The sequence below is a fragment of the Psychrobacter sp. KH172YL61 genome, assembly GCF_007182895.1.
GTDB classification, from domain to species: Bacteria; Pseudomonadota; Gammaproteobacteria; order Pseudomonadales; family Moraxellaceae; genus Psychrobacter; species Psychrobacter pacificensis.
Map to the genome: position 1 here is coordinate 535,775 of NZ_AP019516.1, position 25,993 is coordinate 561,767.

At 44.8% G+C, this 25,993-nt stretch carries 14 protein-coding genes and 8 pseudogenes; 8 read left to right on the top strand and 14 right to left on the bottom strand.

Annotated elements, in window-relative coordinates; translation table 11 throughout:
* Positions 1-15: 15 nt before the first annotated feature.
* From PKHYL_RS02715 to PKHYL_RS02725, 3 genes are all read left to right on the top strand, one after another.
* Positions 16-312: a DUF1294 domain-containing protein gene (locus PKHYL_RS02715; RefSeq protein ID WP_240365918.1), complete on the top strand. Its 297-nt coding sequence runs from the start codon at positions 16-18 to the stop codon at positions 310-312.
* Between the two features lie 20 nt (positions 313-332).
* Positions 333-815 carry a hypothetical protein gene (locus PKHYL_RS02720; RefSeq protein WP_240365919.1) on the top strand — a complete coding sequence of 161 codons (483 nt, stop codon included), beginning with the start codon at positions 333-335 and terminating at the stop codon, positions 813-815.
* 168 nt (positions 816-983) lie between these two features.
* Complete coding sequence (locus PKHYL_RS02725; protein ID WP_240365920.1) at positions 984-1,145, top strand: HINT domain-containing protein; 162 nt, start codon at positions 984-986, stop codon at positions 1,143-1,145.
* Positions 1,146-1,274: 129 nt separating this feature from the next.
* Here PKHYL_RS02725 and lspA read toward each other — a convergent pair.
* The 5 genes and pseudogenes from lspA to PKHYL_RS02750 form a co-directional block, all read right to left on the bottom strand.
* Positions 1,275-1,890 (bottom strand): annotated as a pseudogene (gene lspA, locus PKHYL_RS02730) (signal peptidase II).
* Positions 1,891-1,916: 26 nt separating this feature from the next.
* Positions 1,917-4,777 (bottom strand): annotated as a pseudogene (ileS, locus tag PKHYL_RS02735) (isoleucine--tRNA ligase).
* A gap of 453 nt (positions 4,778-5,230) precedes the next feature.
* Positions 5,231-5,788 (bottom strand): protein disulfide oxidoreductase, encoded by a 558-nt coding sequence (locus tag PKHYL_RS02740; RefSeq protein WP_240365921.1) that lies wholly within the window; start codon positions 5,786-5,788, stop codon positions 5,231-5,233.
* Positions 5,789-5,895: 107 nt separating this feature from the next.
* Entirely contained in the window at positions 5,896-7,140 is a 1,245-nt protein-coding gene (locus PKHYL_RS02745; RefSeq protein ID WP_240365922.1) for a carbon-nitrogen hydrolase family protein, read from the bottom strand.
* Positions 7,141-7,201: 61 nt separating this feature from the next.
* Positions 7,202-7,531 (bottom strand): hypothetical protein, encoded by a 330-nt coding sequence (locus tag PKHYL_RS02750; RefSeq protein WP_240365923.1) that lies wholly within the window; start codon positions 7,529-7,531, stop codon positions 7,202-7,204.
* Positions 7,532-8,063: 532 nt separating this feature from the next.
* Here PKHYL_RS02750 and PKHYL_RS02755 point away from each other — a divergent pair.
* Positions 8,064-8,693: a BLUF domain-containing protein gene (locus PKHYL_RS02755; protein ID WP_186475091.1), complete on the top strand. Its 630-nt coding sequence runs from the start codon at positions 8,064-8,066 to the stop codon at positions 8,691-8,693.
* Positions 8,694-8,788: 95 nt separating this feature from the next.
* Here PKHYL_RS02755 and PKHYL_RS02760 read toward each other — a convergent pair.
* A pseudogene (locus PKHYL_RS02760) lies at positions 8,789-10,229 on the bottom strand (FAD-binding oxidoreductase).
* A 335-nt stretch (positions 10,230-10,564) separates the two neighbouring features.
* Between PKHYL_RS02760 and serA the strand changes: the two are divergent.
* Positions 10,565-11,791 carry a phosphoglycerate dehydrogenase gene (serA, locus tag PKHYL_RS02765; RefSeq protein WP_240365924.1) on the top strand — a complete coding sequence of 409 codons (1,227 nt, stop codon included), beginning with the start codon at positions 10,565-10,567 and terminating at the stop codon, positions 11,789-11,791.
* 140 nt (positions 11,792-11,931) lie between these two features.
* On the opposite strand, the pseudogene trhO reads toward serA, so the two are convergent.
* The 4 genes and pseudogenes from trhO to metX all read right to left on the bottom strand — a co-directional run bounded on the left by trhO (position 11,932) and on the right by metX (position 16,212).
* Positions 11,932-13,004, bottom strand: a pseudogene (gene trhO, locus PKHYL_RS02770) (oxygen-dependent tRNA uridine(34) hydroxylase TrhO).
* Positions 13,005-13,266: 262 nt separating this feature from the next.
* The gene (locus PKHYL_RS02775) at positions 13,267-13,848 is read right to left on the bottom strand and encodes a tetratricopeptide repeat protein (protein WP_058025769.1); all 582 of its coding nucleotides are present in this window, start codon (positions 13,846-13,848) and stop codon (positions 13,267-13,269) included.
* Between the two features lie 367 nt (positions 13,849-14,215).
* Positions 14,216-14,863: pseudogene (gene metW, locus PKHYL_RS02780) on the bottom strand (methionine biosynthesis protein MetW).
* A complete protein-coding gene (gene metX, locus PKHYL_RS02785) occupies positions 14,860-16,212 on the bottom strand; it encodes a homoserine O-acetyltransferase MetX (protein WP_240366485.1) in 1,353 nt (450 codons plus the stop codon). The pseudogene metW and the gene metX overlap by 4 nt, the downstream one beginning before the upstream one ends.
* A 443-nt stretch (positions 16,213-16,655) precedes the next feature.
* Here metX and hemH point away from each other — a divergent pair.
* Positions 16,656-17,676, top strand: a pseudogene (hemH, locus tag PKHYL_RS02790) (ferrochelatase).
* A 115-nt stretch (positions 17,677-17,791) separates the two neighbouring features.
* Here hemH and PKHYL_RS02795 read toward each other — a convergent pair.
* From PKHYL_RS02795 to PKHYL_RS02810, 4 genes and pseudogenes are all read right to left on the bottom strand, one after another.
* On the bottom strand, positions 17,792-18,142 hold the full coding sequence (locus tag PKHYL_RS02795; RefSeq protein WP_071002267.1) for a hypothetical protein: 351 nt from the start codon (positions 18,140-18,142) through the stop codon (positions 17,792-17,794).
* A gap of 264 nt (positions 18,143-18,406) precedes the next feature.
* A complete protein-coding gene (locus PKHYL_RS02800) occupies positions 18,407-18,634 on the bottom strand; it encodes a hypothetical protein (protein WP_240365925.1) in 228 nt (75 codons plus the stop codon).
* A 569-nt stretch (positions 18,635-19,203) separates the two neighbouring features.
* Positions 19,204-22,183 (bottom strand): annotated as a pseudogene (polA, locus tag PKHYL_RS02805) (DNA polymerase I).
* Between the two features lie 223 nt (positions 22,184-22,406).
* Positions 22,407-22,820, bottom strand: a complete 414-nt coding sequence (locus PKHYL_RS02810) for an organic hydroperoxide resistance protein (RefSeq protein ID WP_071002265.1) — start codon at positions 22,818-22,820, stop codon at positions 22,407-22,409.
* A gap of 254 nt (positions 22,821-23,074) precedes the next feature.
* Between PKHYL_RS02810 and PKHYL_RS02815 the strand changes: the two genes are divergently transcribed.
* Together PKHYL_RS02815 and PKHYL_RS02820 are read left to right on the top strand one after the other, a co-directional pair.
* Positions 23,075-23,977: a hypothetical protein gene (locus PKHYL_RS02815; protein WP_240365926.1), complete on the top strand. Its 903-nt coding sequence runs from the start codon at positions 23,075-23,077 to the stop codon at positions 23,975-23,977.
* Between the two features lie 181 nt (positions 23,978-24,158).
* Positions 24,159-25,752: pseudogene (locus PKHYL_RS02820) on the top strand (peptide chain release factor 3).
* Positions 25,753-25,993: the final 241 nt, after the last annotated feature.

Genomic DNA, 25,993 nt, shown 5'->3' on the forward strand with positions numbered 1-25,993 from the left:
AAACTAAGCTGGCTGGTGGTGGTTTGGTACGCAGCGTTGGGCGTGATCACTTACGCCATGTATGCCAAAGACAAAGCTGCTGCTCAAAGTGGCGACTGGCGTACACCTGAGTTTACATTACACGTGCTGAGTGCGCTTGGCGGTTGGGTAGGGGCGTTATTGGCTCAGACGTATCTGCGGCACAAATCACAAAAGCCTGAGTTTCGAGTGACTTATTATTTGACCGTTGTCATTAATATGGCAGGGTTGCTGTTTTTATTGGCAGGTGGTGGGTTAGGGGCTTTAACTGATGTATTATCAGCGTTGCTATAAATGAGAACTAAGACACACATATGGATAACGTGATTATGAATACGTCAGGCTTCGTTGGTGGCACCTTAGTACATACTGAAAAAGGTTTAGCACCAATAGAACAACTAAAAATTGGCGATAAAGTGTTGTCTAAGGCAGCTGATGGTTTGGGTGATCTGGTTTACAAGAGGATAACTCGGACGACAACTAATGATGCATCAATTTTCATGATGTATTTTAATACTTATGTAAATCCACAATTGAATTTGGCAGATAGAGTTAATCTAAGACGTAAGTTAAAGAAACAACAGATATTGCCTGAACCTCTATTAATGACAGCAGATCATCCCTTTTGGACACAAAACAGAGGTTGGGTGAGAGCAGATAAATTGAACGCTCAAGATATCTTAGTGACTAAGGATAATACTTATTTTACAACTGATAGTGGAGGTGGGTATGACTATAGATATGAAGGCATAATACCTATGTATCATGCAAATAAAAAGGATATGCTTATCAGGTAAGCTTTGGTGATGAAACAGGCGAACTCAAAGGATCATACGTTAATTTATTAACAGGAAGGTATGAACTTTATACGGATCCAGCACCAACATGGATAAATAAATTGTGGCAAGCTGACTCAGAATGGGAGCAACGCCTATTAGAACAAACACCTAAAGATAAACGTGAACATGCTAAGTTCTTTGGTTTTCGTCAAGGGTGAATGGAAAGATCCTGATACTATAGATTGGGTAGAGGGCGAAGGTCCTCTTACTATGACGGTATATAACATTGAGGTAGCAGATACTCATACTTACTTTGTCGGTGAGCAGGGGTTGTGGGTGCATGAATAGAGATTGTGCAGATAGGTCAAATTAACATATATATTCAATCGTCAAAAACAGACAAAAAAAGGTGGGTCACGACTGCGTAACCCACCTTTTTTATTTATCAATTAAATTAATATCTTTAGCTATAGACGGTTATGATCGTGGCATTTCACGCTTCTTTTCCAAAAACAGCATATCGATGACAATCAGTACAACACCGAGAGAAATCCCAATATCTGCAATATTAAAAATCGGATAATGCCAAACATCAGCATAGTGCACATGGATAAAGTCAATCACATGACCATGTAGTAAGCGGTCGATCAAATTACCAAGCGCACCGCCTAGTACCATGGCAAGTCCAAGCGAGAGTAGCGTGGCTTTGCGAGGTGCTTTGAGTAAATAGATGATCAGAAACAGTGACATGAGTAATGCCAGTCCTGAAAAAACCACTTCTGCCAACCGCCAGCATCTGCCAAAAGCTAAATGCTGCGCCGTAATTATAAGCAAGTGTCCAGTTGAGAAATGGCTCAATCACGGGCACTGGATCATGAAAGGTCAGCTTGGTTTCTGCCAGCCACTTGGTCCACTGATCTATGACAATGATAATCAGCGCCAGTGCATACCAAATAAAAGCACGAGTACCGTTAGCCACCAGTTTTGGTGTCCTATTTATTGACTTGCTCAGGCGGCCTCTAGGCGTGGTTGAGCTACCTGTGGTCGCATGAGCAGGCTTAGGCGAATGATCAACCCTCAACCTGCGAGTCATGCGGGCTTTCAGATGAATCCGTTGGGTTAGGCATAATGACGTACCTCGCCGTCACCACTGACGTTGGTCACGCAGCGCGCGCATAGTTCAGGGTGTGCGCTATCTGTGCCGATATCATCACGGATGTGCCAGCAACGTACGCATTTAGTACCAGTGGCAGCGCTAACTTGTACCACTAGATCTACAGCCTCTTCTGTATTCGTTTCGGTTGCTTCATCTACCTGTACGATGCTATCAGTAGGTGCTTCGCTCATTGGCTTTAGTTCTGCGTTGCTAGTGATGAGTACAAAACGAAGCTCTTCATCAAGCTTGGCTAGACTTTCATACATGGCACCGTCAGCGTATAGGCTCACATCGGCAGATAAGTTGGCATTGATAATTTTTTCACCACGTGCGGTTTCGATGTGCTTGTTTACCATGTCTTTGGCAAACATAATACGCTGCCAGTCATCATTGCTGATAGCACTTAGCTCAAACGCTGGGAACTCGTACCACTCTTGGGTAAACACGTAGCCGCCTTTATCAGCCTCACGTTGGTTCAGCACTTCCCACGCTTCTTGCGCCGTGAATGATAAGATCGGTGTGATCCAGCGAATCAGCGCATGAGCAATATGGTAGATTGCCGTCTGGGCAGAGCGGCGCGGCTGACCGTCTTTTTGGGTGGTGTACTGACGGTCTTTGATGATGTCTAAATAAAAACTGCCCAAGTCTTGCGAGCAAAACGCGGTCACGTGCTGGGTGACTTGGTGAAAGTCCATTGCATCATAGGCACTGATGATTTGCGCTTGTACGGTTTGCGCGCGCTCAATGATGAATTTATCAAGACTGACCAGCTCGTCCATCGGTACACTGTCGGTTGCAGGATTGAAGTCATCAGTATTGGCCAGTAAGAAGCGCAAGGTGTTACGAATACGGCGATACATATCGATCGCGCCTTTAAACACCGTCTTACCTGCGCTCATCTCATAACGATAGTCGCTAGACGCAATCCACAGACGCAACATGTCCGCGCCCGTTTTGTTGATCTCTTCTTGCGGCGTGATGATATTACCCAATGACTTACTCATCTTACGACCGTTTTCATCGACCACAAAACCATGGGTCAGTACTTGCTTAAACGGTGGGCGCTCATACATGGCCTCTGACGTCAGTAATGACGTTTGGAACCAGCCGCGATGTTGATCAGAACCTTCTAAATACATGTCAGCTGGGTTGGTCAATTCATCGCGTTGCTCAAGTACGGCGAAATGCGTCGTGCCTGAGTCAAACCACACGTCCAATGTGTCCGTTGCTTTGTCATAATCAGCCGCTTCGCTACCTAAGAAGTCCTCGCAGCTGGCGTCAAACCACGCTTCAACACCGCCCTCAGCGATTTTTTTGCGCCGCAGTTTCCATCAGCTCAAGCGTATTTGGATGCAGCTCGCCTGTTTCTTTGTGCGTAAAGAACGTAATCGGCACGCCCCACGTACGCTGACGTGAGATACACCAGTCAGGGCGACCATTCATCATCGCTTCGATTCTATTCTGCCCCATGCAGGTGTCCAGTTGACCGATGGAATATCAGCAAGGGCGCGAGCACGTAGACCTTGGGTTTCCATATTGATAAACCACTGCGGGGTCGCACGGAAAATAATCGGTGACTTGTGACGCCAGCAATGTGGATAGCTGTGTTCAATTTTGGTATGGCTGATTAGATGGCCATTGTCATGTAGGGCAGCGATGATTTTTGGATTGGCTTTATATATGTGCTCGCCTGCAAATACTGCCGCGCTATCTAGATAAACGCCCGTACCGCTCACTGGGTTTTCCACTGGTAAGTTGTATTTTAGACCAACGATATAATCGTCGAGACCATGACCGGGTGCAGTATGTACCAAACCAGTACCACTATCGGTGGTCACATGATCGCCCAAGATGAGCGGCACTTGGCGGTCTTCAATCAATGGATGCTGAGCGCTCAATCCTTCAAGCTCACTGCCTGATACGGTCGCGAGGACGCCTTTATTCTCAAGTTTGAGTTCACTTAGCGCAGTTTCAATAAGATCAGCTGCTAGTAGCAGGTTGCCTTTTTGGTCGCAACCACGCTATAGTTATGCTCAGGATGGACTGAGATGGCTTGGTTAGCAGGCAGTGTCCACGGCGTGGTCGTCCAGATAACCGCAGCGATGTTGTCTGCGATACCTGCCAATGCGGTCACTTTATCCGTGCCAAGTACATCAAAGCTGACATAGATCGCGTCAGAGACTTTGTCTTGATACTCTACTTCAGCTTCCGCGAGAGCTGAGCTACAGTCCAAGCACCAGTTGACTGGCTTCATACCACGAGTCACATGACCATTGTCATAGATTTTGGCAAGCGCGCGCACGATGTTGGCTTCCTGCGCAAAGTTCATAGTCAGATAAGGATTGTCCCAATCACCGAATACGCCTAGACGCTTGAAATCTGCCTTTTGTAGTTCAATCTGAGTGTTGGCGTATTCGCGGCATAGACCACGGAATTCGGTAGCAGACACTTTTTGACCGACTTTGCCGACTTTGGCTTCGACTTTTTGTTCGATTGGCAGACCATGACAATCCCAACCAGGGACATAAGGCGCATCAAACCCTGACAAGGTTTTTGATTTGACAATAATGTCTTTTAGTACTTTATTGACCGCGTGACCCAAGTGAATCTGACCGTTGGCGTATGGAGGGCCATCGTGCAAAATATACTTAGTCGCACCAGCACGCGCCTGACGAATTTTACCGTACACGTCATCTGCTTCCCAAGCAGCTAACCAATCTGGCTCGCGCTTGGCAAGGTTTGCGCGCATCGCAAATGGCGTATCCGCAAGGTTCAGCGTGTCTTTGTAATCTTGGCTTGGTGTGTCAGTGCTTTTATCAGTCATAGAAGGTATCTTTTTAAAAGGTAGGTTTGTGTGTCGGTTAAAACCGGCTACAAGGCTCGATGTTCAACGTATTTCAATATAGTGCTGAGGTTAATGCTGTGTCGATAATACTTAATTACTAATAATAGTAGGTATATTGCTCATCATAGTCGGTTTATCAACCGTCATGTCAATAAATACCCATTGTTGCTCATTAGTCCACAAATAGTTACGTCAATAATAAATGGTAACGAGACGATTGCAACATAAAATATGCTAGTAAAAATAATTCAAAAAAATATTTAGATCGGCAGCTATTATATGACAAAAAGAGTAGGGGTAAAAAGAGCTGAGCAATTGCATCCTCATTTTGATCAATATCAACTGTTTATCTACGTTGCATGTCGTTGATGAAAGTATAACGATGACCTCTTCGCAAGATAATTTATTAAAAAATAAAGTCAGGTTCAGCCGCTAAAAAACCGATGCTAACCATAAGCGCAGTTTTAACGACCATAGTGGCTGAATACCTGTTAGCCCTTGTGTCATCTTGCCATTCTCTAATACCACATAGGATGGTGTGACTTGTCCTTGCCAATCCGCAAAGATATCACCTTCTTGGTCATTTATCGCGGTGAAGTCAAACTGATGCTGATCGAGGTAGCTGCGTAGCTCTTGATTTGAGCCTGACTGCACAGCGATAGTGATGACAGCATGATCGTTTGTCGCTGCTAGCCTATTTATCGTTGGCGATGTGACGCTACAGACCGAGCACCATGTCCCCCAAAAATATATCAGTGTTGGCTGCTGGCGACTCAGCTCGGCCAAATCCACCGGTTGCCCTTGATAGTCCATTAATTGCAATTGCGGATCGGCTGGCATGACAGGCTGTCGCCACCAGTTGACCACACTATAAATCACCAAAAATATCACCCCATAGAGCAGTGCTGTCTTAAGCACAGACAGGATGCGCTGTTTGGGTGTTTTTTTCGGTTTTTCGAGGGTTTTGTCGATGCCAATATCAGTCGTCATAGGGGCTGCTTTTATACTTTTATGTGTTGATAGATAAAAATAAACGGCTGATGATGCAGCCGTTTATTGGATTAAAAAGTCAGTAGGGAGTTATAGCAGATACGTTATTATGGCTTTTGCGCACGATTCTGCAATGGATCACCAGTAAGCACACTGCCTGAGTTTTCGCGGCGTTCTTCGTCACTTAATTTGCTTGCAGGAACTTTGGATTTACGTTTCCATTTTAAACTAAATAAGTCATCACGGCGGTCGATCAGGTTGTGCACTGAGCCTTCGTGACGCACGTGAGTCAACTTATCTAAGTTGACATCAGAGAAGAAAATCATCTCGGTATTGGGCGTGGTCTCTGCCATGATGGCATCATGTGGGAATGCAAAATCTGACGGTGAGAAGATAGACGACTGTGCGTACTGAATATCCAAGCTTTCGACTTGTGGCAAGTTACCTACCGAGCCGCAGATCATGACATAGCATTCGTTTTCAATGGCACGTGCTTGGGCACAATGGCGTACACGCAAATAGCCGTTTTTGGTATCTGTCCAGAAAGGCACGAACAAAATATCCATATCATCAAGTGCTAACAGGCGTGCAAGTTCAGGGAACTCAACGTCATAACAGACCAAAATACCAATACGCCCCGCATCGGTGTCAAAGACCTGTACTTTATCGCCACCTTCAATGACCCACGCGCTACGCTCATGCGGGGTGATATGAATTTTGCGTTGCTCTTCAACCGTACCATCACGGCGGCACAGATAACTGACATTGTACAAGGTATCGTCTTCGTCTAATAAAGGCATAGAGCCTGTAATGACATTGACGTTGTAACTGACGGCCAAATGCGAAATTTCATTTTTAAACCATTCGGTATAATCGGCCAAAAAGCGAATGGCGATGTTTTGGTCAGTAGACTCGCACAAGCCCATCAGCGGCGCATTAAAGAACTCAGGCAAACAAGCAAAGTCAGAGTTATAATCGGCCATCACATCGACAAAGAACTCCACTTGCTGGAGCAGTTCTTCTGGCGACTCGACCTCACGCATCTGCCACTGAATACCACCGATACGCACCTCAGATTTACGCGTATTGGGCTTATAATCTTTTGGCTCATAATAGATATTTGACCACTCAAGCAAGGTGGCAAACCCTTTCGATTGTTTGTCATCTGGTAGGTAAGCGGTCAAGATACGCTTGACGATAAACCCGTTTGACAACTGAAAAGACAATGCAGGGTCGTGAATTTCGCGGCTCTCAACAGCGTCAATATATTCGCCTGGGCTTAAGTCTTGGTGGTTATGGTAGTTAGAATGCGGCCACCCGCCAAAATAGCGCGGAAGTTGAGCTGACGACACAGCTCTTTGCGTGCGTCATAGAGACGGCGACCGAGACGGTAGCCACGATAATCAGGGTCAATCAGCGCATCCAAACCATAAATAGCATCACCCTCAGGGTTGTCTCTAATGATTTCTTTTGCCCGATCAAATCATCATAGGTATGCGGGTTAGAAAATTTGGCATAATCAACACGCATGGACAGTACAATACCAATTAATTGATCATGGTCAAACAGCGCAATCTGCCCTTCAGGAAAGGCGTCTATGAGCGTATGAATGGTGTTTTTTGACCACGCGCCGCCTAGGTTGACGTAGACGCGATCCATCAAGGCTTTTGGTTGGGGGTAGTCTTTTTTCTTGATCTCAGCGATCGTGAGATGAAAGTCATCTGTTTTTTCGATTTTACTCATGATATTCCTATATTAAATCTCTACTAAATTTGAGTATGCGTAATGCAATGATCCTAAGCACTCGATTTTGTCAATTTTTATGAAAAAACCAATAAGAATATTCCAGTAGTCAGATATAGCCTTTACAATAATTATTACCCTATTTACAATGGGTTATAGCAATATTTTATGACATGTTGCTCAGTGTATTTGAGGTTTATTCTGACTGATATAGAGGAATAAACCTTAGTAATCATTGCCTGCCGTATCACTTGGTTTTTTATTGGATTGTTAATAACGAAATACAGGGTTGTCCAATGCCTTTACAACGGCGACTGTTTTGCTATTTATTATCTAAATATAAAATCTAAGTAATATCTATCAGTATCATTCATTTTGCTTGCTATGATAGCAAGCTATATAAGTAATAATAGTCTCACGTAGTAACTATTTGCTACGTTTTTGTGAGTCTGCAGCTTTATCTACTTCAGGCATAGTATCGTTTTGCTTGTTTCATTTGGCCGGCGTTATCGGCTTTTAGGATTATTTTATTATGCCCTTAACTCGTAGCAATAGAATCAAGCAATGGGATGCAATACAAGAATCAGTACTGGTTCAATTGGTCTATGTCAGTACGCTAACGCTCGGTTCACGCCTAAATACCTCTATATTTGAGGATATAGAGGCCCATGCTCGCGATTATAATGAGCAGCATGGTATTACTGGTACATTATGTTATGGCAATGGTCAGTTTTTGCAGTGCATCGAAGGCGAAAAAAGACATGTCTTTGCGCTACAAGAACGTATCTTTGCTGATAGTCGTCACAAAAATATCGAAGTGCTTTTACTACAAGAGATTAATCATCGCAGCTTCTCAGACTGGCGCATGCGTCTGCTGTTTTTGGAGCGCTGGCTATGGTCGCCTGCAACCAAAGAGCAAGCAGCGCAGTTGTCACCATTTCTACCATTTGCGCCGCACGGTTGGTCACCTGATCGTACTGAGCAATTTTTGCAAATTATCAAAAATTTCGATACCCAGCCACATATCAAGGCAGCGGGCATTACTTACAATGCGCTAGGCAATATGTTCCGCCATATGGCGGCACCGCATCAAGCCTTTTTGATTGTCCAAGGGTTTCTTAGTATCTTGCTGGTAGTGGGGTTGATGTTGCTATACTGGTAAACCATGTACCTTTACAAACGATGATCTGATGAATAAAAAAAGACGCTAGCCTATGGGTTAGCGTCTTTTTTTGAGATAAATCGTTGGCCTACCAATCACATATCAAAAATCTTACCACGATTCATGATGTTGTTTGGATCAAACACCTTTTCACCTTACGCAAATAATCAATCTCAGTCTCGCTGCGGCTGTATTGCAGATACGGCTTCTTCGTCATACCCACGCCATGCTCAGCAGAGACCGACCCGCCATATTTTTGTACCGTCTCAAACACGTATTTATTGACAATTTGACACTCACTAAAAAAATCATCCTTACTCATGTTATCAGGCTTTAAGATATTCAAATGCAAATTACCATCACCGATATGACCAAACCAGCACACCTCAAAGTCTGGATAGTTGCTGGCGACGATATGATCAATCTCAGCGATAAACTCCGGTACATAGCTGATGAGTACCGACACGTCGTTCTTATAAGGGGTGAACACAGAGATCGTCTCAGAGATATATTCGCGCAGCTTCCACAGCTCTGCCGCCTGACTAAGGCTTTGACTCATCACCCCATCAACCACCCAGCCCTCTTCCATGCACTGCTCAAAGATGGCCATGGCTTTTTCCATGATTGGCTCATAGGGGCTTCAAACTCTAATAAAGTATAAAACTTGGTACGTGATTCAAACGGCTCTTGTACTTGACCATGTGCCATGAGCTTATCAACCGCTACATCATCAAAGAATTCAAACGCAGTCAAATCAATCTGGGCTTGAAAGGCAGAGAGCACATTCATGACGTCACTAAAGTTGTCCATACCCAGAACCATGACATTTAAGTCTTGTGGCTGACGCTCAAGTTTGATTTGCGCGTGAGTGACAAGACCAAGGGTACCTTCAGCACCGATAAACAGTTGACGCAAGTCGTAACCAGTGGCGTTTTTCACCATGCCTCGGTTGAGGTGCAAGATATCCCCTTTACCCGTAACAACCGTTAGTCCCATGATCCATTGACGGGTCATGCCATAGCGGATGACTTTGATGCCGCCCGCATTGGTACCGATGTTACCACCCATTTGACTAGAGCCTGCTGAGGCAAAGTCGACAGGATAGTAGAGATCTTTTGATTCGGCGAACTGTTGTAGCTGTTCGGTGACAACGCCCGCTTCAATCTCGACCATGCGGTCCGCTGGATAGAACTGTCCAATCTGGTTCATTTTATCCATGCTGACAACGATCTCGCCATTGGCGGCGACGGCGCCTGCTGAGAGTCCGGTACGACCACCACTAGGGGTGAGGACGACGTTATGCTCATTAGCCAGTAGGACGATGGCTTGGACTTGTTCGGTGGTCTTTGGGAAGGCGATGGCGGCGGCGGCGGGGGCGAAGTGTTTGGTCCAGTCTTTGCCCCAGTGCTCTAAGCTCTCTGCGTCGGTCTTTATTTGGCTGGGGTCGAATTGATGGGTGTCAGTCAGTGAGCTTAGGATCGTTTGCACAGCGTTGGTATGGGCTTGGGAGGTGGACTGTTCGGTAGTTAGCGTCATGGTCAAATCTCAATATTAGCGTAAGCACGATGTTGGGACTGTTTATTATATAGCGAAATGACTATAAATTCAGTGAGGAGTCGGCTCGTGATGGCAATAAGTGGGTGATAGTTTCTAAATAAAAAATGAGACAAATAATAAAAAGTGGTTTGTTTGATTTCAAACCGAATGATTCACTATAGCATAAAAATTTTTCAGGCTTGATAATCAATAATTCATCTAATCTGCTAACATCGGCGTCAAATTTTGTGTAAGATATCGGGACTGTTTTCGTTTCATCCATCACAGATTATCCGACAGATAATCTTATAAAACAAATATAGGACAGTTCTCATATGGCGTTATCACTACAAAAAGACAAAATCCGGTTTTTATTGCTTGAAGGTCTACATGACAATGCCCTAAAAGTATTGGAGGGTGCTGGTTATCACAACATCGAGAATATCAGTCACGCGTTAGACAAAGAAGAGCTGATCGAAAAGATCAAAGATGCTCACTTTATCGGTATTCGTTCGCGTACTCAATTGACGCGCGATGTACTTGAGCATGCAAACAAACTTATCGGCATTGGGTGCTTTTGTATTGGTACCAACCAAGTCGATCTAGATGCCGCTCGTGACTTAGGTATTCCTGTCTTTAACGCGCCATTCTCGAACACCCGTTCGGTAGCTGAGCTGGTATTGGCTGAAGCGATTATGCTGTATCGCGGTATTCCTGAAAAGAACGCAACCGTACATCGCGGCGGCTGGGGTAAGTCTGCGACTAACTCACATGAAGTGCGCGGCAAGACTATCGGTATCGTCGGTTATGGTTCTATCGGCTCGCAGTTGTCTGTGCTAGCAGAAAGCTTTGGTATGAAAGTCATCTATCATGATGCTGTGACCAAATTGCCACTAGGTAATGCGGTACAAGTTGGTAGCCTAGAAGAGTTACTATCAATGGCTGATATCGTGACATTGCATGTGCCTGATGTGCCAAGCACGCGCTATATGATGAAAGCTGAGCAGTTCGCTCAGATGAAAGAAGGCAGCTACTTTATCAATGCGGCTCGCGGTACGTGTGTTGAGATTGATGATCTGGCGGCAGCAATTGAGTCTGGTAAAATTTTGGGCGCGGCTATCGATGTGTTCCCAAAAGAGCCAAAATCAGCTGACGAAGAGTTTGAATCACCACTACGTAAGTTTGATAATGTGATTTTGACGCCGCATATCGGTGGGTCAACACAAGAAGCGCAAGCTAATATCGGCCTTGAAGTCGCTGATAAGTTTGTCAGATATTCTGACCAAGGTGATACGGCGACGGCGGTGAACTTCCCAGAAGTTTCTATTCCGTTCAAAGAAAACTCGCATCGTCTGCTACACATTCATAGAAACGTGCCAGGCGTACTGTCTCAGATCAACCGTCTGTTTGCTGAAGCAGGTATCAACATCCTAGCACAGAGCCTGATGACAGAAGGCGATGTCGGTTATCTAGTCATGGACGTTGACTACAACGATTCGACTGCTGCACTCGATCAATTAAAAGATGTAGAAGAGACTATCCGCGTACGTATCTTATTCTAATATAGTCAATCTGCTTTTAAATTGGATTAACTATATCAGTGCTAATAGTTTTGATACGCATTGAAGATTTATCACAAAAAGAGAGGCTCTATTGATTAGAGCCTCTCTTTTTACTCTGTTTTATTGTACTAATGCTAGGTTTAATTGGCTTTAGCGTTGTTTACCGCTTCTGCTTGCAGACGCGCTTCAATCTTGGCCGCTTTGCGTTTTTCTATGACATCCATCACGTCACTACCGATATGGGCTTCACCGCGTTTTTTGGCCAGTTGCATTTGGTGCTCGCGCTCACGGAAACGCGCTTTTTGCTCATCTGTGGCTTTGTCAATACAATGCGGGCATGACTCGCCTTTGATATAGGCTGGGCTCTGCATGTCATCGCTAGTGATGGGCATACGGCAGGCAAAACACTGCTCATAATTACCTTTTTTTAAGTTGTGATTGACCGATACACGGTTGTCAAAGACAAAGCAATCACCTTGCCACATAGAGTCACTGGCTGGGATTTCTTCTAGGTATTTTAGGATACCACCTTCTAAATGGTAGACCTCTTCAAACCCTTGCTCTCGCAAATAGGCAGTTGACTTCTCGCAGCGGATACCACCTGTACAAAACATGGCCACTTTTTTATGCTTGGCTGGATCGAGCTCTTTTGATACGTATTCTGGAAACTCGCGGAAGGTTTCAGTGTTTGGATTGACGGCATTTTGGAACGTACCGATTTGCACTTCATAATCGTTACGTGTATCGATGAGAGTCACTTCAGGATCTGAGATCAGTGCATTCCATTCGCTAGGCTTTACATAGCGACCGACCGATTGTAGTGGGTCGATGTTTTCTACGCCCATGGTGACGATTTCTTTTTGAGCTTTACCTTAGTGCGATAAAACGGCTGCGCATCGGTATAAGACTCTTTGAAAGTAAACGTACCAATCGCTTCGATATTGCGCAGATAGTCAAGGATGGTATCGATACCCTGACGCGTACCAGAAATCGTACCGTTAATGCCTTCGCTTGCCAGCAATAAAGTGCCTTTGACATCGTTATCTAGCATGGTATTCAAAATCGGCTCGCGATACTGCTCAAAGTCAGTAAAGCGTGTGAATTTATAAAGTGCGGCAACAACGATATTGTTAGTGAGGCTATCGTAGGCGGGGGCTGATTGATTGTCAGTTACCACGGTTTCTTTGATATTACTATCTTGAGTGGTGCTCATGTGTTTCTCCTGCTGGCTAGGTCGCAAACCTAGTGCGTTGGGTTTAAAGTATCTTTTCAATTTAAAGCATTAACAAAATTGTGGGATTGATGAATGCGCGCGTAGTGTAGCAAATTTTGGCAGGGTTTTGAATAGTTTAGGTCGCTCAGCTTGATAGGAGCTGAAATAATAAATGTTTTGATTATAAGATAAAACAAAAAATCCAGCTCAAAGGCTGGATTTCTTATTATCAACTTAATCTTTTTTGAGGTTCGTTTAGAGTTTACTTACTCTGGAACCAGCGATCCGCTTGGTTACGTGCATTGGCGATGTCTGAGCTTGATAAGTTCAATGCCAACTGTCCAATTTTGCCGCGCGCTTTGTTACGGACTTTTTCGTCGAGCATGCCATCACGGGCAGCCAAGTCATACCATTTATAGGCATCTACCAGATTTTTTTGTTTTTCATCTAACAATGCAAGTGTATAGCTGGCACGGTTGTCGCCACGCATCGCGGCTTTCTCTAGCCAAAGACGCGCTTGCTGCAAGTTAGGTTGTACGCCTTCACCGCGTAAATACATGATAGCAAGGTTTAACTGAGCAGGAGCAACGCCTTGCTGAGCGGCTTTGGTGTACCACTGGATAGCTTGCTGGGTGTTTTGAGCAATACCTTCGCCTTTTTGCAAGCGCTTGGCTAGATAAAACTGAGCATGATCGTTACCTTGGGCAGCACGACTAGACAGCTCGCTCACAGGCATCAGCTCAAAGCGTGAAGTATCAAGCGGTACGTTTGATATTAACTCAGCATTGGCCAAACCAGCACAAGAAAATAAGGCAGTAAACAATGCGGCTTTTAATAATTTCATAGCAGCTCCAAAATTAGGCAGTTAATACGCAAGAAAATTGTACCGCTAAACATCGTCTCGCTAAAGACAGTTAGACGGCGATAACAATTAGGTGACATCTTGCGAGATGAATTACCTAATCATCAGCAATAGAGTTTTTAATTTTGTATCATCGATTTAACCCAACTAATTAGACAAACGGTCGTAATAGTGGGATAACTGACAACATTTTGCTAGCTTAACACCCAAACTTACGAAACTCAAATACTAATTACAAGATTTAATAGCTGCTTGTACCTGATTGTCCTCAGTAAAATCATAGAGTTACTATAAGACAATCATTAGTTAACAATTTGCTAAGATAAAAGGTTCAGCAATAACGGTCATTTTATCCCTTTTGAGCAAAAATTAAATATCTGACATTACTTCGTTTTTTCTTTGTCACTCGATAGATAGCGACATCTGCGAGTAGATTGGGTGCCTGTCTAATTAATGCCGTCATCAGTGGGGAATGACCTTTATCAGAGTCGCTTACCGCAAAGCGATTAACGATATGAATATCATGCTGCGCACACAGTTGCTCAAAGTCTTTAAACGTACATAGATGAATATTGGGGTGTTGTACCATTCATAAGGCAGTGCTTCAGACACCGGCATCATCCCTTTAAGCCCTAAATGAAGACGGTTTTGCCAATGGGCAAAGTTAGAATGTGATGATCGCCTCTCGGGCGACGCGTAGCATATCGAGCAGCAGCACATCAGGCGCTTTTACCGCTTGTAGCGCACGCGCCATAACCACGGTATCAAAGCTGTTATCGGCAAAGCGTGCTAAGCCATCGTTTAGGTCTTGCTCAACAATCGATAAGCCGTTGCCAATGGCTTCGTTGATTTTGTCTTCATCAATTTCAAGCCCGTATCCAGTGACGCCTAACTTCTGCTGTAAGTGCGCGAGCAGCTCGCCATTACCGCAGCCCAAATCAAGTACATGTGCTTGCGGTGCGATCCAGCGCTCTGCCAGTTGGTGATCCATTCTCATGAGCGCTCTCCTGTGGCTGGGCGGCTAGGGTTAATAAATGGCGCTGTCAAAAATCCTCTAACAGCACCCATGTAGCGAGGGAATGTCAAATAAAAAGAGTCATGGCCATGCGGCGCATCAATATTAATATAGCTAACAGGTTTGCCAGTAGCCATCAGCGCATCGACAATTTCTTGCGAGCGTTCTGGTGCAAAGCGCCAATCGGTGGTGAATGACACAACCAAGTACTGGCATTGTGTATGGGCGAATGCCGCTTTGAACGCAGAAAGCTCTTGCTGTCGATCAGACTCAATGTCTTCAATCGTCGCTACCGCATCTTCTAACTCGTTCTGCGCATTGGCTTTGCTAGACTCGACTGACGCCGCGATAGAGTTTTCTAATGGGACGGCCGACTCTGTATTGTCTTTTGCTACCGCTGATGAGTAGTCACGTGTCGGGTCGAAATAATCTAATGCCTTGGTCATGAGCAGATAAGTATTGGCATCAAAGTTTTCACTAAAGCGCTCACCTTGATAGCGCAGATAGCTCTCAACCTGAAACTCGACATCGTAGCCGTACATAAACTTGCCAGATTTTAAGTCACGACCAAACTTGGCTTTCATCGCGTCATCAGTCAAATAGGTAATATGACCGACCATCCGTGCCAAGATCAGGCCGCGACGAGGGTAGGTACCAGCTTGTATGTAGCGTCCATCCTTAAAATCAGGATCGGACAATATCGATTGGCGTGCGACTTCGTTAAAAGCAATATTTTGCGCAGATAGCTTCGGTGTACTCGCAATCACCACACAGCGTTTTAGCCTGTCTGGATAATCGACAGACCATTGCAGCGCTTGCATACCGCCCATCGAGCCGCCAACGATAGCATGCCATACGTCAATGCCCAGACGATCTGAGAGCATGGCTTGGGTTTTTACCCAGTCTTTAATCGTGATGAGCGGAAAGTCAGGGCCATAGACTTGTGGCTCATTACTGTTATTTGCACTGCTATCGCTTGAATCGATACTGTCATCCGAACTAATGCTATCGGGATTAATAGTTGTTGGCCCTGTTGAGCCAAAACAGCTACCGATATTGTTGACGCACACCACATAAAAGCGATTGGTATCGATGGCTTTGTTCGGACCAATCATATTGTCCCACCAGCCCGCTTTTTTGTCATCAACGCTATGAAACCCTGCCGCGTGATGGTTACCCGATAACGCATGACAAATCAAAATCGCATTTGATTTATCGCTATTGAGCGTGCCGTAAGTCTCTACCATCAAGTCAAACGAGGGCAGAGTACGGTTACATTCCAAGGTCAATGGCTCGGCAAAATGGAATTTCTGTGGCGTAACCACACCCACAGATCCAGCAGCAGTATTGGCTGAGCTGTTTACGTGAGTTTGAGAATTAGGGGACTGGTCACTGGTATTATCAGAGCGTGCGTTCAAAGCTACCTCGCAAGACAACAATCATCAATAAAATAAAAGTAAAATGGCAAAATTTTAATGGGCTACTTTACTTACACCATTTTTATAAACTGGGCTTGCCTATTGTATGGTGATGCGCGTAGGAGTACAACCGCCGAGCAGGTCTTTTAAACGCCGTTTTATCGCGTTAAATAATAAAGGGTAAATGATAGAAGGCTGGCGACTGCGTAGCAAATTGTACAAGTGCGCTTTTGCCATGCGTGATTCATGGATAAAATGCTACACTAATGCGGTGTTTGCACAAAGGTGTATGAGCAATCTGGTACCTTTATGATGACACGACTTCTAATAACTTACTGCTGATAAATAGTGCTGCTATGAAACCTGAATTGCCTCCACGTATTGCTGTCCTGTTAGTCAACCTTGGTACGCCAGATGAGCCGACGGCACCTGCCGTACGACGTTATCTCAAACAGTTTTTGTCAGATCCGCGAGTGATCGAGATTCCCAAGTTTTTGTGGGCCATTATCTTAAATTTGTTTGTCCTGCCAAGTCGTCCTAAGCGCGTGGCAAAGGCTTACGCGAGCATTTGGGAAGGGGATTCACCGATTCGTAAGATATTAAAAAGCCAAGTTGAGCTATTAGAGCCGCGTTTGGCCAATAGCGTGGCGCCATTTCGCGTCTCTGTGCATCCTGCGATGAGCTATGGTAATCCTGGATTGCCTGATGTGATGGATGCACTGCGCGCAGAAGGCGTGGATCACTTTGTCATTCTGCCTTTGTTCCCGCAGTACTCAGCCTCTTCAGGTGGCGCGGTATATGATGCGCTGACAAAATGGACACTTAAGCAGCGCAACTTGCCAAACTATACCATTGTTAAAGACTACTTTGCCCATCCGCTATACATTCAGGCGCTAGCCAATTCTATCCGCCGTTTCCAAGAGAAACATGGTAAGCCTGAGAAGTTAATGTTCAGCTTTCACGGCATTCCGCAGCCTTATGCAGATAAAGGCGACCCCTATCCTAAGCGTTGCAAATGTACCGCTGCGCAAGTGGCACATGCACTTGGTTTAAAAAGACGATGAATGGATCATCAGCTTCCAGTCGCGCTTTGGTAAGCAAGAGTGGGTAAAGCCGTATACTGATGTGGTATTAGAAGATTGGGGCAAATCTGGTGTGCGCTCAGTACAAGTGATTAGCCCTGCATTCTCAGCGGATTGTCTTGAGACGCTAGAGGAGTTGGCCATTGAAAACCGCGATAATTTTTTGGAGGCAGGCGGGCAAGAGTATCACTATATCCCTGCGCTAAACCTCGATGAGACACACATTGAATTGCTCGAAGCGTTGAGCTTGCCTCTTGTAAAAGGCTGGGCTGGCACACTTGATGGATGGGTTTAATCGGCTGAAAATATCTATTACTGTTAGTTAAATGATAAGTCATAAAAAAGCACGCTTAACGATATTAAGCGTGCTTTTTCGCTCTAAAGGGCTATATTAGCCGCGGTGCTAATTTCTAAAAATCATCGTCATTGCTGCGTTCTGCGGCATCTCTATCAGCAATATCCATTGTATCTGGATAATCATTATCATCAAGATTGTCTTGCACCAAAATCTCATCCACACGCGACTCATCAAGGTTTTGACGATGCATAGGTGTTAATCCTTGCGTAGCAGCACTACCGACTTCTGAATTATCAAACCCTGCACTATTATCAATCACATCATCATTGTCGATAGTGTGCAGCATCGGATTGTCTAAATCGACCAACTGATTGTCTTGGTTATCGGTGCTGTCATTATTGTCGCGGCGATTGCCATCGATATGATCCATCTCTTCTGGTAGTGGATTCTTTGTGTTTTCCATAAGTCATTCCTTGTTGTAATTATTAGCAGTAAAGTCATTATAAGGGCTTATAAAAGCGCTGCTTATAGCGACATTGATAATCTGTCCATAAGTTTGTACGGTTATCGGGATTTTCACTAGTAGTAAGGTGTGACAGGATGTTCAAAAATGTAAGGCGATTGCCAAAATGCAAAACGGCCACTCATATGGAGCAGCCGCTTGTCATTATAAGGTCGTTTATAGTTTTCTTATGATGTCAGTATAGAGAGCATGATAATGATTGTACTAATGATTGACATGCTTGAGCTCATAGTTTAATTTCTGCACAAGACATGATTCATAATCAGCCAGTTTGAATCGCCATAAATACGTCAAGGCAATACCATAGATGACAGTCTCAGCCAACTCTTCGACAACTTCACCAAATGTAGGCGGGAACATAATGGCGTTCTCGCCCATATATTGAATGATTGCCAGCGCGGTAACGATGAGGGTAGAGCGAGACCGGCACATTCTTTAATACCGCCCATAGGTAGTGCCTCGAATAAGCTAATAGGCCAAGCGCGACGAGATAGATAACGGTCAGCACACTGTCTTCCCACCAATCATAAGAGTGATTTAAAAACGAGAAATCGCTCGGAACCAACAAATCTGGTAGATAGTTTAGCTCGCGACGAATGACGGTAAAAAATACAAAGTGCGGCTGCCAACCAAAAGGCCTGAATGTGTTTGATATGACTTTTTATCATGTACTGTGTGCAACGCAGTAAACAGACAAATAGCAAGATCATACCAGGAATTTCAATAATGCCATCTGAACTCAAAATAACTGGCTCCTGCGTATCAAAAAAATGTGTCAAAACAAAAAAGTGAGCCCGTAGGCTCACTCTAAACCAAAAACTATCTAACAAAGACAGTTAATATGACGCTATTATAACCCAATATGGTAATAATAACGTCATAGAATATAACCAAGTAGTCATAAGTGGTTGTTTATATAGATGATACAGTGGGTTTCAAAACCCATCATAACCCATAATATCTTTAAGCTCGCTAGCGTTCTAAGTTGACCAAATCAATGATTAATGCGCCTCATCCCAGTTTTGACCGCTATCAGTCTCAACCAGTAACGGTACAGCAAAGTCGACATGCCAGCCTTTATCTACGGCCGTAGTCGTCAAGACATCTTGCATGGCATCGGTAATCAATTGGCTAACCGCGTCTACCTTATCGGCATCCACTTCAAACACCAGTTCATCATGGACTTGCAGCAGCATTTTGGCTTGATCTTTTGGCAATACCTTATCAACGGCAATCATGGCAAGCTTAATCAAATCAGCGGCAGATCCTTGTAGCGGCGCGTTGATTGCGGCACGCTCAGCGCCTTGCTTGACCATACGATTGCTATGATTGATATCAGGGGTATAGAGTTTACGGCCTAATATCGTCTCGACATAGCCTTGCTCGTACGCGCTAGCACGCGTATTAATCATATAGTTTTTGACACCCGGATAGCGCTCAAAGTACATATCGATATAGTCTTGCGCTTCACCGCGGCTCATCTGTAATTGCTTGGCAAGTCCAAAGGCACTCATCCCGTATAGCAGACCAAAGTTAATGGCTTTGGCATTACGGCGTTCAGTTGGGGTAACGTCCGCAACATCCCTTGCCAAGCACTTCAGCAGCAGTCGAAGCATGAATATCTAGGCCTTCGTTAAAGGCATGCGTCAAGTGCTTATCGCCTGAGAAATGCGCCATGAGACGAAGTTCGATTTGTGAATAATCGGCCGCTAGGATCACGCGACCCTCTGGGGCGATAAAGGCTTGGCGAATCAGACGACCCGTCGCCGTACGAATCGGAATATTCTGTAAATTAGGATCAGTCGATGACAGACGACCTGTGCTGGTCAATGCCTGATGATAGCTGGTATGCACGCGATCCGTCTCGCTATCTGCAACATTATCTAGCGCATCGGTATAGGTGCTTTTTAGCTTAGACAGCCCGCGATACTCTAAGGTAATATCGACTAAGGGATGATCTATTTTCGATAGGACGGCTTCACCAGTCGAGTATTGACCAGACTTGGTTTTTTTACCGCCCGGCACGCCCAGCTTGTCAAACAGCATCTCACCAAGCTGCTTCGGTGATCCTAAGTTGAACTCTTCACCAGCGACTTCATAAGCCCGTTTTTCTAGGGCGACAATCTCTTCATCAAAGCGTTTTGATAGCTCGTTTAAGAAAGAGCGTTTGATGAGAATGCCGTTTGCTTCCATCTGGCAAAGTATCTCTGCTGTTGGAATCTCTAACTCGTGTAGCAATTTGGCATTATTGGCATCGTTAGCCAACTCAACGCTGAACACGTCAAATAACTGATAAGTAATATCAGCGTCTTCACACGCGTAGTCACTGGCGATATCGATAGCCACTTGGTCAAATGTAACTTGCTTCGCGCCTTTGCCTGCGACTTCTTCAAAGCTAATCGTCTGCGTTTGCAGATAATGGCGTGCCAAATCGTCCATACCATGGCGAGTGGCAGCCGCATTGATGACGTAGCTTGCCAGCATGGTGTCCATCGCCCAGTTATTTGGCTGCTCATGTATGGCGCCGACTAAGTCAATATCATAGTGCGCAAGGATATGCGCATCATACTTTAGATGCTGACCGATTTTACCGATATTAGGATTTTCTAGTATCGGTTTCAGGCGCGCCAGTACGGTATCGCGGTCGAGTTGTTTCGCTGTTAGCTCATCGCCTTCTAAGCGGTGAGTGAGCGGAATATAATAGGCTTCATGCGCTTGCACCGCAAAAGACAGCCCGACGATTTGCGCCTCGCGCCAATGAACACTGGTGGTTTCGGTATCAATGACGAAGTGCGGAGCCGCCTCTAGTAATTTGACCAAGCTATCAAACGCTGGCTCATCGAGTACAGTATGCCACGCTTTATCTTGATGGTTACTGCCCGTCATATTATCAATATTGGCAGATTGCAGCGATTTGGCAACTTGCGCTTGTGACTCCGCGTTTGCTTGGCTATCAGCGACACTTTGCGAGCCGTTAGCCGGATGGTTTGGGTGATCAAGAGATGCCAGCTCGTTTCTGAACTCAAGCTCAGTATACAATTCGCGCAGCTCATCTATATGCGCACAAGGGTCGGTATTGATTTTTAAATCGTTCCAGTCTTGGCCGATTTCTAGATTGGTAATGATGGTGGCAAGCTTTCTATTAAACGGAATATCATCGGCGTGCTCGATCAAGCCTTTAGCACCGCGACCTTTGATAAAGCCAATATGCTTGAGCATGTTGTCGATGTCACCATACTCAACCAACAAGTCTTTGGCGGTCTTTTTACCGATACCTGGCACGCCTTTGATCCCGTCAGAGCTGTCGCCCATGAGCGTTAAGAAATCAATCATTTGGTTTGGGTTAATGCCAAACTTATCAATGACAGCTTGGGTATCGGTGATTTTGCCGGTGAAGCTATCTTCTAATATCACGCCGTCATTGACCAACTGCATCATGTCTTTATCGCCCGTTGAGATGACCACATGATGACCCTGCTCAACAGCGCGGTAGGCGAGCGTACCGATGATGTCATCGGCTTCTGCACCCTCAATACGTAATAGCGGAATACCCAAGGCGCTGACCAAACGATGGATATAAGGGATTTGCTCTACCAATTCTATATCGATAGGCGGACGAGCGGCCTTATAGTCAGACGACATATGATGGCGAAAAGTTGGTGATTTGGTATCGAAGCAGACAGCCATGTGGGTCGGGTGATAACGACGCATGAGTTTTAGCAGCGCATTCAAGGTACCGCGTATCGCATTGGTGATTAGACCCTGCGAGTTTTGCATGGTCTTTGGGAGGGCATGATAGGTGCGAAACAGATAATACGAGCCGTCGACTAAGATAAAGGGCGGCTGATCTTTGTCTACATGACTGGTATCCATCAGCGCGACGTTAGGCATGTCGTCAAAATTCGGTAAGGTTTTAGGATCGAGTGCTTGATGGGAGTTGTGGTCGTGATCGGCGGTATTGTCAGCTATATTATCAGTCATAAAAGTCACTTATCAGCTATTAGATAAAAATATGTCCTTATTATAACGATAAAAACAGTGCGTGCCGAACTGCTTAACCGTTACGAGATGTTCTGGCAGTTTTATTTTTACACCAAAATTTCAAACAAAAAAAGAACCCAGACCAGCTGAGTTCTTCTATAATTAACGTATTTTTAATTAACTACTTTCTTAATTAATCATTGATAATGAGTCTCATAATGCGTTACTTTACTTCTGAGGTGACTTCAACATCGATATTGCCGCGTGTGGCTTTAGAATATGGGCACACTTGGTGCGCTTTCTCGACCAACTGTTGAAACTCGTCAGCTGACAATTCTGTATTTTCACCAATGACATGAATTTTAGCAGCCAGTTTATAGTCATGGCCTTCGCCTTGAAGCAAATCTACTTCAATTGAAGTGGTTGAATCAAACTTTGCTTTTTCCATTTGCTTAACAGCTGCAAGGGCGCCATCAAAGCAGGCACTGTATCCCATGGCAAATAGCTGTTCTGGGTTATTGCCCTCTTTTCCAGAGCCTGGTGGTACCATGTTTATAGTCAGGTCATTGTCACTTAAGCTTGCTGAACCTGCACGGCCGCCAGTAACAGTCGCTTTGGTTGAATATAAAGTTTTCATAACACATCCTTTGTTTTGGTTTTTAGATTTTCGTGGTAAAGCCAAATAACCAACCTAGGATAACAAATCATTAAAACAGCTCAGTAAGTCGGTAGTAAATCTTTACGACAAGTTTGTAAATATGACTTTTGGAGCTCTCTACAGTAGCAATACCTGCTGGTGCTAATAAACAAAATGACCAAAGCCATGTGGTTGGTCATATTAATATCATCAAATTGGGTGATAAAAAATCTAAATCATAAGGACATTGTTCGATGAATAGAGTGGTTGCGATATCTGGTGTTTTCTTCTGGACAATGCTTGCGCTCATAGGCTGTGAAGTAGATGACGCCAGTTATGGTTCTGATAGCGACAATATTACGTTGACGAGCTTTGCCAATAGTTACGATAGTAAGGCCAACGATACTGCCATTGCACGCATCGATGAGACCTATCGTACAGGCGCACGCGAGATCAAAACCACCAATCTCATCAACAGTTATAGCAACCAGAGTCTCAATGATTTAGACAGAACCATATTGGCAGATAATTTCGAAGGTCGACTCGAAAACAAAGACATCGAAGTCAATGGTCGCACGGTCAAGCGTCCTATTTATGAAAAAAACAGTAATAACAAACTGGACTATCAAACCACCTATCAAACACTGAACTTGTCGGGCTTAACGACCCGCAGTTATAGCGCGGGCACGAGTATTGAAGAGCGCCGCGGTATTCTCACCGATTTGAGCAACTACTCAGAAATTCCATCCGATGTTGCTTTCCCTGAAGGCTCCGTTTGTTACATTCCAGTCGTGACAAGCGAGCGCTCATTTTTGGCTTTCAATGACAAAAATAAGACAGGCTATTCGTCATTGGAGAAATGGATCGAAGCTGCTAAACAACGCTTTAGTGACGACAGAGATCATATGACCTCTCAGTTTGGTGTTGGTATAGCAAATAAGCAAAAAGCGGCGCAAGTGATGTTCTTTGAATACAAAAATCAACCTGCCTATGAATATAGTGGTGTTGAATATGGGAAGGATATTTATGAGGCAAATTATGTTGCCAAAGGTAGCACCGATCCAAATATAGATAGCCGCTTTGGCGTGGTAGATTGTACGCTTGTCAATGAGGTCGCAGGAGACTTTATAACGGAGCAAATCAAGCGCTATTATTAAAATCAAGCAAGCCCTACGCTGACGGTTAAAAATTTTGTTAACACGCTTTGTCTGACTGATAGAGCGTGTTTTTTGTGCGTGAACTCTGCACCCTAACGCGAAATCGGCTACAATACGCTCATTATTGATTTTATTTATTTAGATTAACTTCTAAATGACACAACTGTTGAAGCTGAAAACTATGAGCGTAGATCCAAAAAAACTAACCAAAGAAGTGGCCAAGCGCCGCACCTTTGCCATTATCTCGCATCCCGATGCTGGTAAAACCACCATGACTGAAAAGCTGTTGTTATGGGGACAAGCGATTCAGGTCGTAGGCGAAGTCAAAGGCCGTAAGACCGATCGTCATGCCACCTCAGATTGGATGAGTATGGAGCAAGAGCGTGGTATCTCAATCACCACGTCTGTCATGCAGTTTCCGTACAAAGACCACATGGTCAACCTACTAGACACCCCAGGTCACGCCGACTTTAGTGAAGATACCTATCGTACGTTGACTGCCGTGGATAGCGCACTGATGATGGTCGATGGCGCAAAGGTGTCGAAGAACGAACCATCAAGCTGATGGAAGTTTGTCGCATGCGCGATACGCCAATCATTTCGTTCGTCAACAAGCTCGATCGCCAGATTCGTGAGCCGCTTGAGCTACTGAGTGAAATCGAAGCGGTACTAAAGATTAAATGCGTGCCCGTCACGTGGCCGATTGGTATGGGACAGGATTTTGTTGGAGTGTATCACCTTGCAGAAAACAAAACCTACTTATACGAGAAAGGCAATGGCGGCAAGATGACCGTCTCTGAGACCCGCGAAGGCTATGATTATCCTGATATACGCGAGCGTCTAGGTCAGCTGATGTTTGATGCTTTTGAGGAGTCACTCGAGCTGGTACAGATGGCGCTAGAAGAGTTCGATGTAGAGGCGTTTTTGGCAGGTGAGATGACGCCAGTTTTATTTGGCACGGCATTGGGTAACTTTGGTGTCAATATGGTACTCGATACCTTGGTCAAATACGCGCCACCACCAAAAGCCCATCCAACGACTGAGCGTAAAGTATCAGCAACCGAGACCGATTTCACAGGTTTTGTTTTTAAGATCCAGGCAAATATGGATCCACGTCACCGTGACCGCATCGCCTTCTTGCGCGTGTGCTCTGGCAAGTACGAGAAGGGCATGAAAATGAAGCACGTGCGTCTGGGTAAAGACGTTCGTATTGCCGATGCCTTGACCTTTTTGGCAGGCGACCGTGAAGCATTAGAAGAGGCGTATCCGGGCGATATTATTGGTTTGCATAACCACGGAACGATCTCTATCGGTGATAGCTTCACTGAAGGCGAGGAGCTGAGCTTTACCGGTATTCCTCATTTTGCTCCTGAATTGTTCCGCCGCGTGGTACTAAAAGATCCGCTTAAATCAAAAGCCCTGCAAAAGGACTACAGCAATTAAGTGAAGAGGGTGCCACGCAGGTATTTATGCCGCAAATCAATAATGATTTGGTCTTGGGCGCGGTTGGGGTGCTACAGTTTGAAGTGGTCGCGCATCGTCTCAAAGAAGAATACAAAGTGCAATGTACCTTTGAGCCAGTATCGATTGCCACTGTACGCTGGATTCACTGCGATGATGACGTGGCTTTGGCAAAGTTCAAGAAAAAAGCCCATGACCAGTTATCAATCGATGGTGGTGGTTATCTGACTTATCTTGCGCCATCACGGGTCAACTTACAATTGATGCAAGATCGTTATCCAGAGATCACCTTTAGCAGCACGCGTGAGCATTAAGATTATTTGTATCAAATATACCTGCATCGCTTATTGTTCAATGATTAAGACACGCTAGCCGTGTCTTTTTTATTGTCCGTTATTTATGCGGCAAATGAGTCAAGAGAGGTTTTGAGTGATTATAGTTAAGTCTAAATAAAAACGATACAGGATAATAAATTCATTTGATTAAACGCTATTTTTCTTGCTTGCTGTGACTACGTCTCCAGAGGCTGCGCAAAATAGCGTGTAATCTTATTGT

Bases quoted from the DNA above. Each gene is read 5' to 3' on its own strand.
- PKHYL_RS02720 (WP_240365919.1), top strand. From the start codon at position 333: ATGGATAACGTGATTATGAATACGTCAGGCTTCGTTGGTGGCACCTTA.
- PKHYL_RS02725 (WP_240365920.1), top strand. From the start codon at position 984: ATGCTAAGTTCTTTGGTTTTCGTCAAGGGTGAATGGAAAGATCCTGAT.
- PKHYL_RS02740 (WP_240365921.1), bottom strand. From the start codon at position 5,788: ATGACGACTGATATTGGCATCGACAAAACCCTCGAAAAACCGAAAAAA.
- PKHYL_RS02750 (WP_240365923.1), bottom strand. From the start codon at position 7,531: ATGAGTAAAATCGAAAAAACAGATGACTTTCATCTCACGATCGCTGAG.
- PKHYL_RS02755 (WP_186475091.1), top strand. From the start codon at position 8,064: ATGCCCTTAACTCGTAGCAATAGAATCAAGCAATGGGATGCAATACAA.
- serA (WP_240365924.1), top strand. From the start codon at position 10,565: ATGGCGTTATCACTACAAAAAGACAAAATCCGGTTTTTATTGCTTGAA.
- PKHYL_RS02775 (WP_058025769.1), bottom strand. From the start codon at position 13,848: ATGAAATTATTAAAAGCCGCATTGTTTACTGCCTTATTTTCTTGTGCT.
- PKHYL_RS02795 (WP_071002267.1), bottom strand. From the start codon at position 18,142: ATGGAAAACACAAAGAATCCACTACCAGAAGAGATGGATCATATCGAT.
- PKHYL_RS02800 (WP_240365925.1), bottom strand. From the start codon at position 18,634: ATGTGCCGGTCTCGCTCTACCCTCATCGTTACCGCGCTGGCAATCATT.
- PKHYL_RS02810 (WP_071002265.1), bottom strand. From the start codon at position 22,820: ATGAAAACTTTATATTCAACCAAAGCGACTGTTACTGGCGGCCGTGCA.
- PKHYL_RS02815 (WP_240365926.1), top strand. From the start codon at position 23,075: ATGAATAGAGTGGTTGCGATATCTGGTGTTTTCTTCTGGACAATGCTT.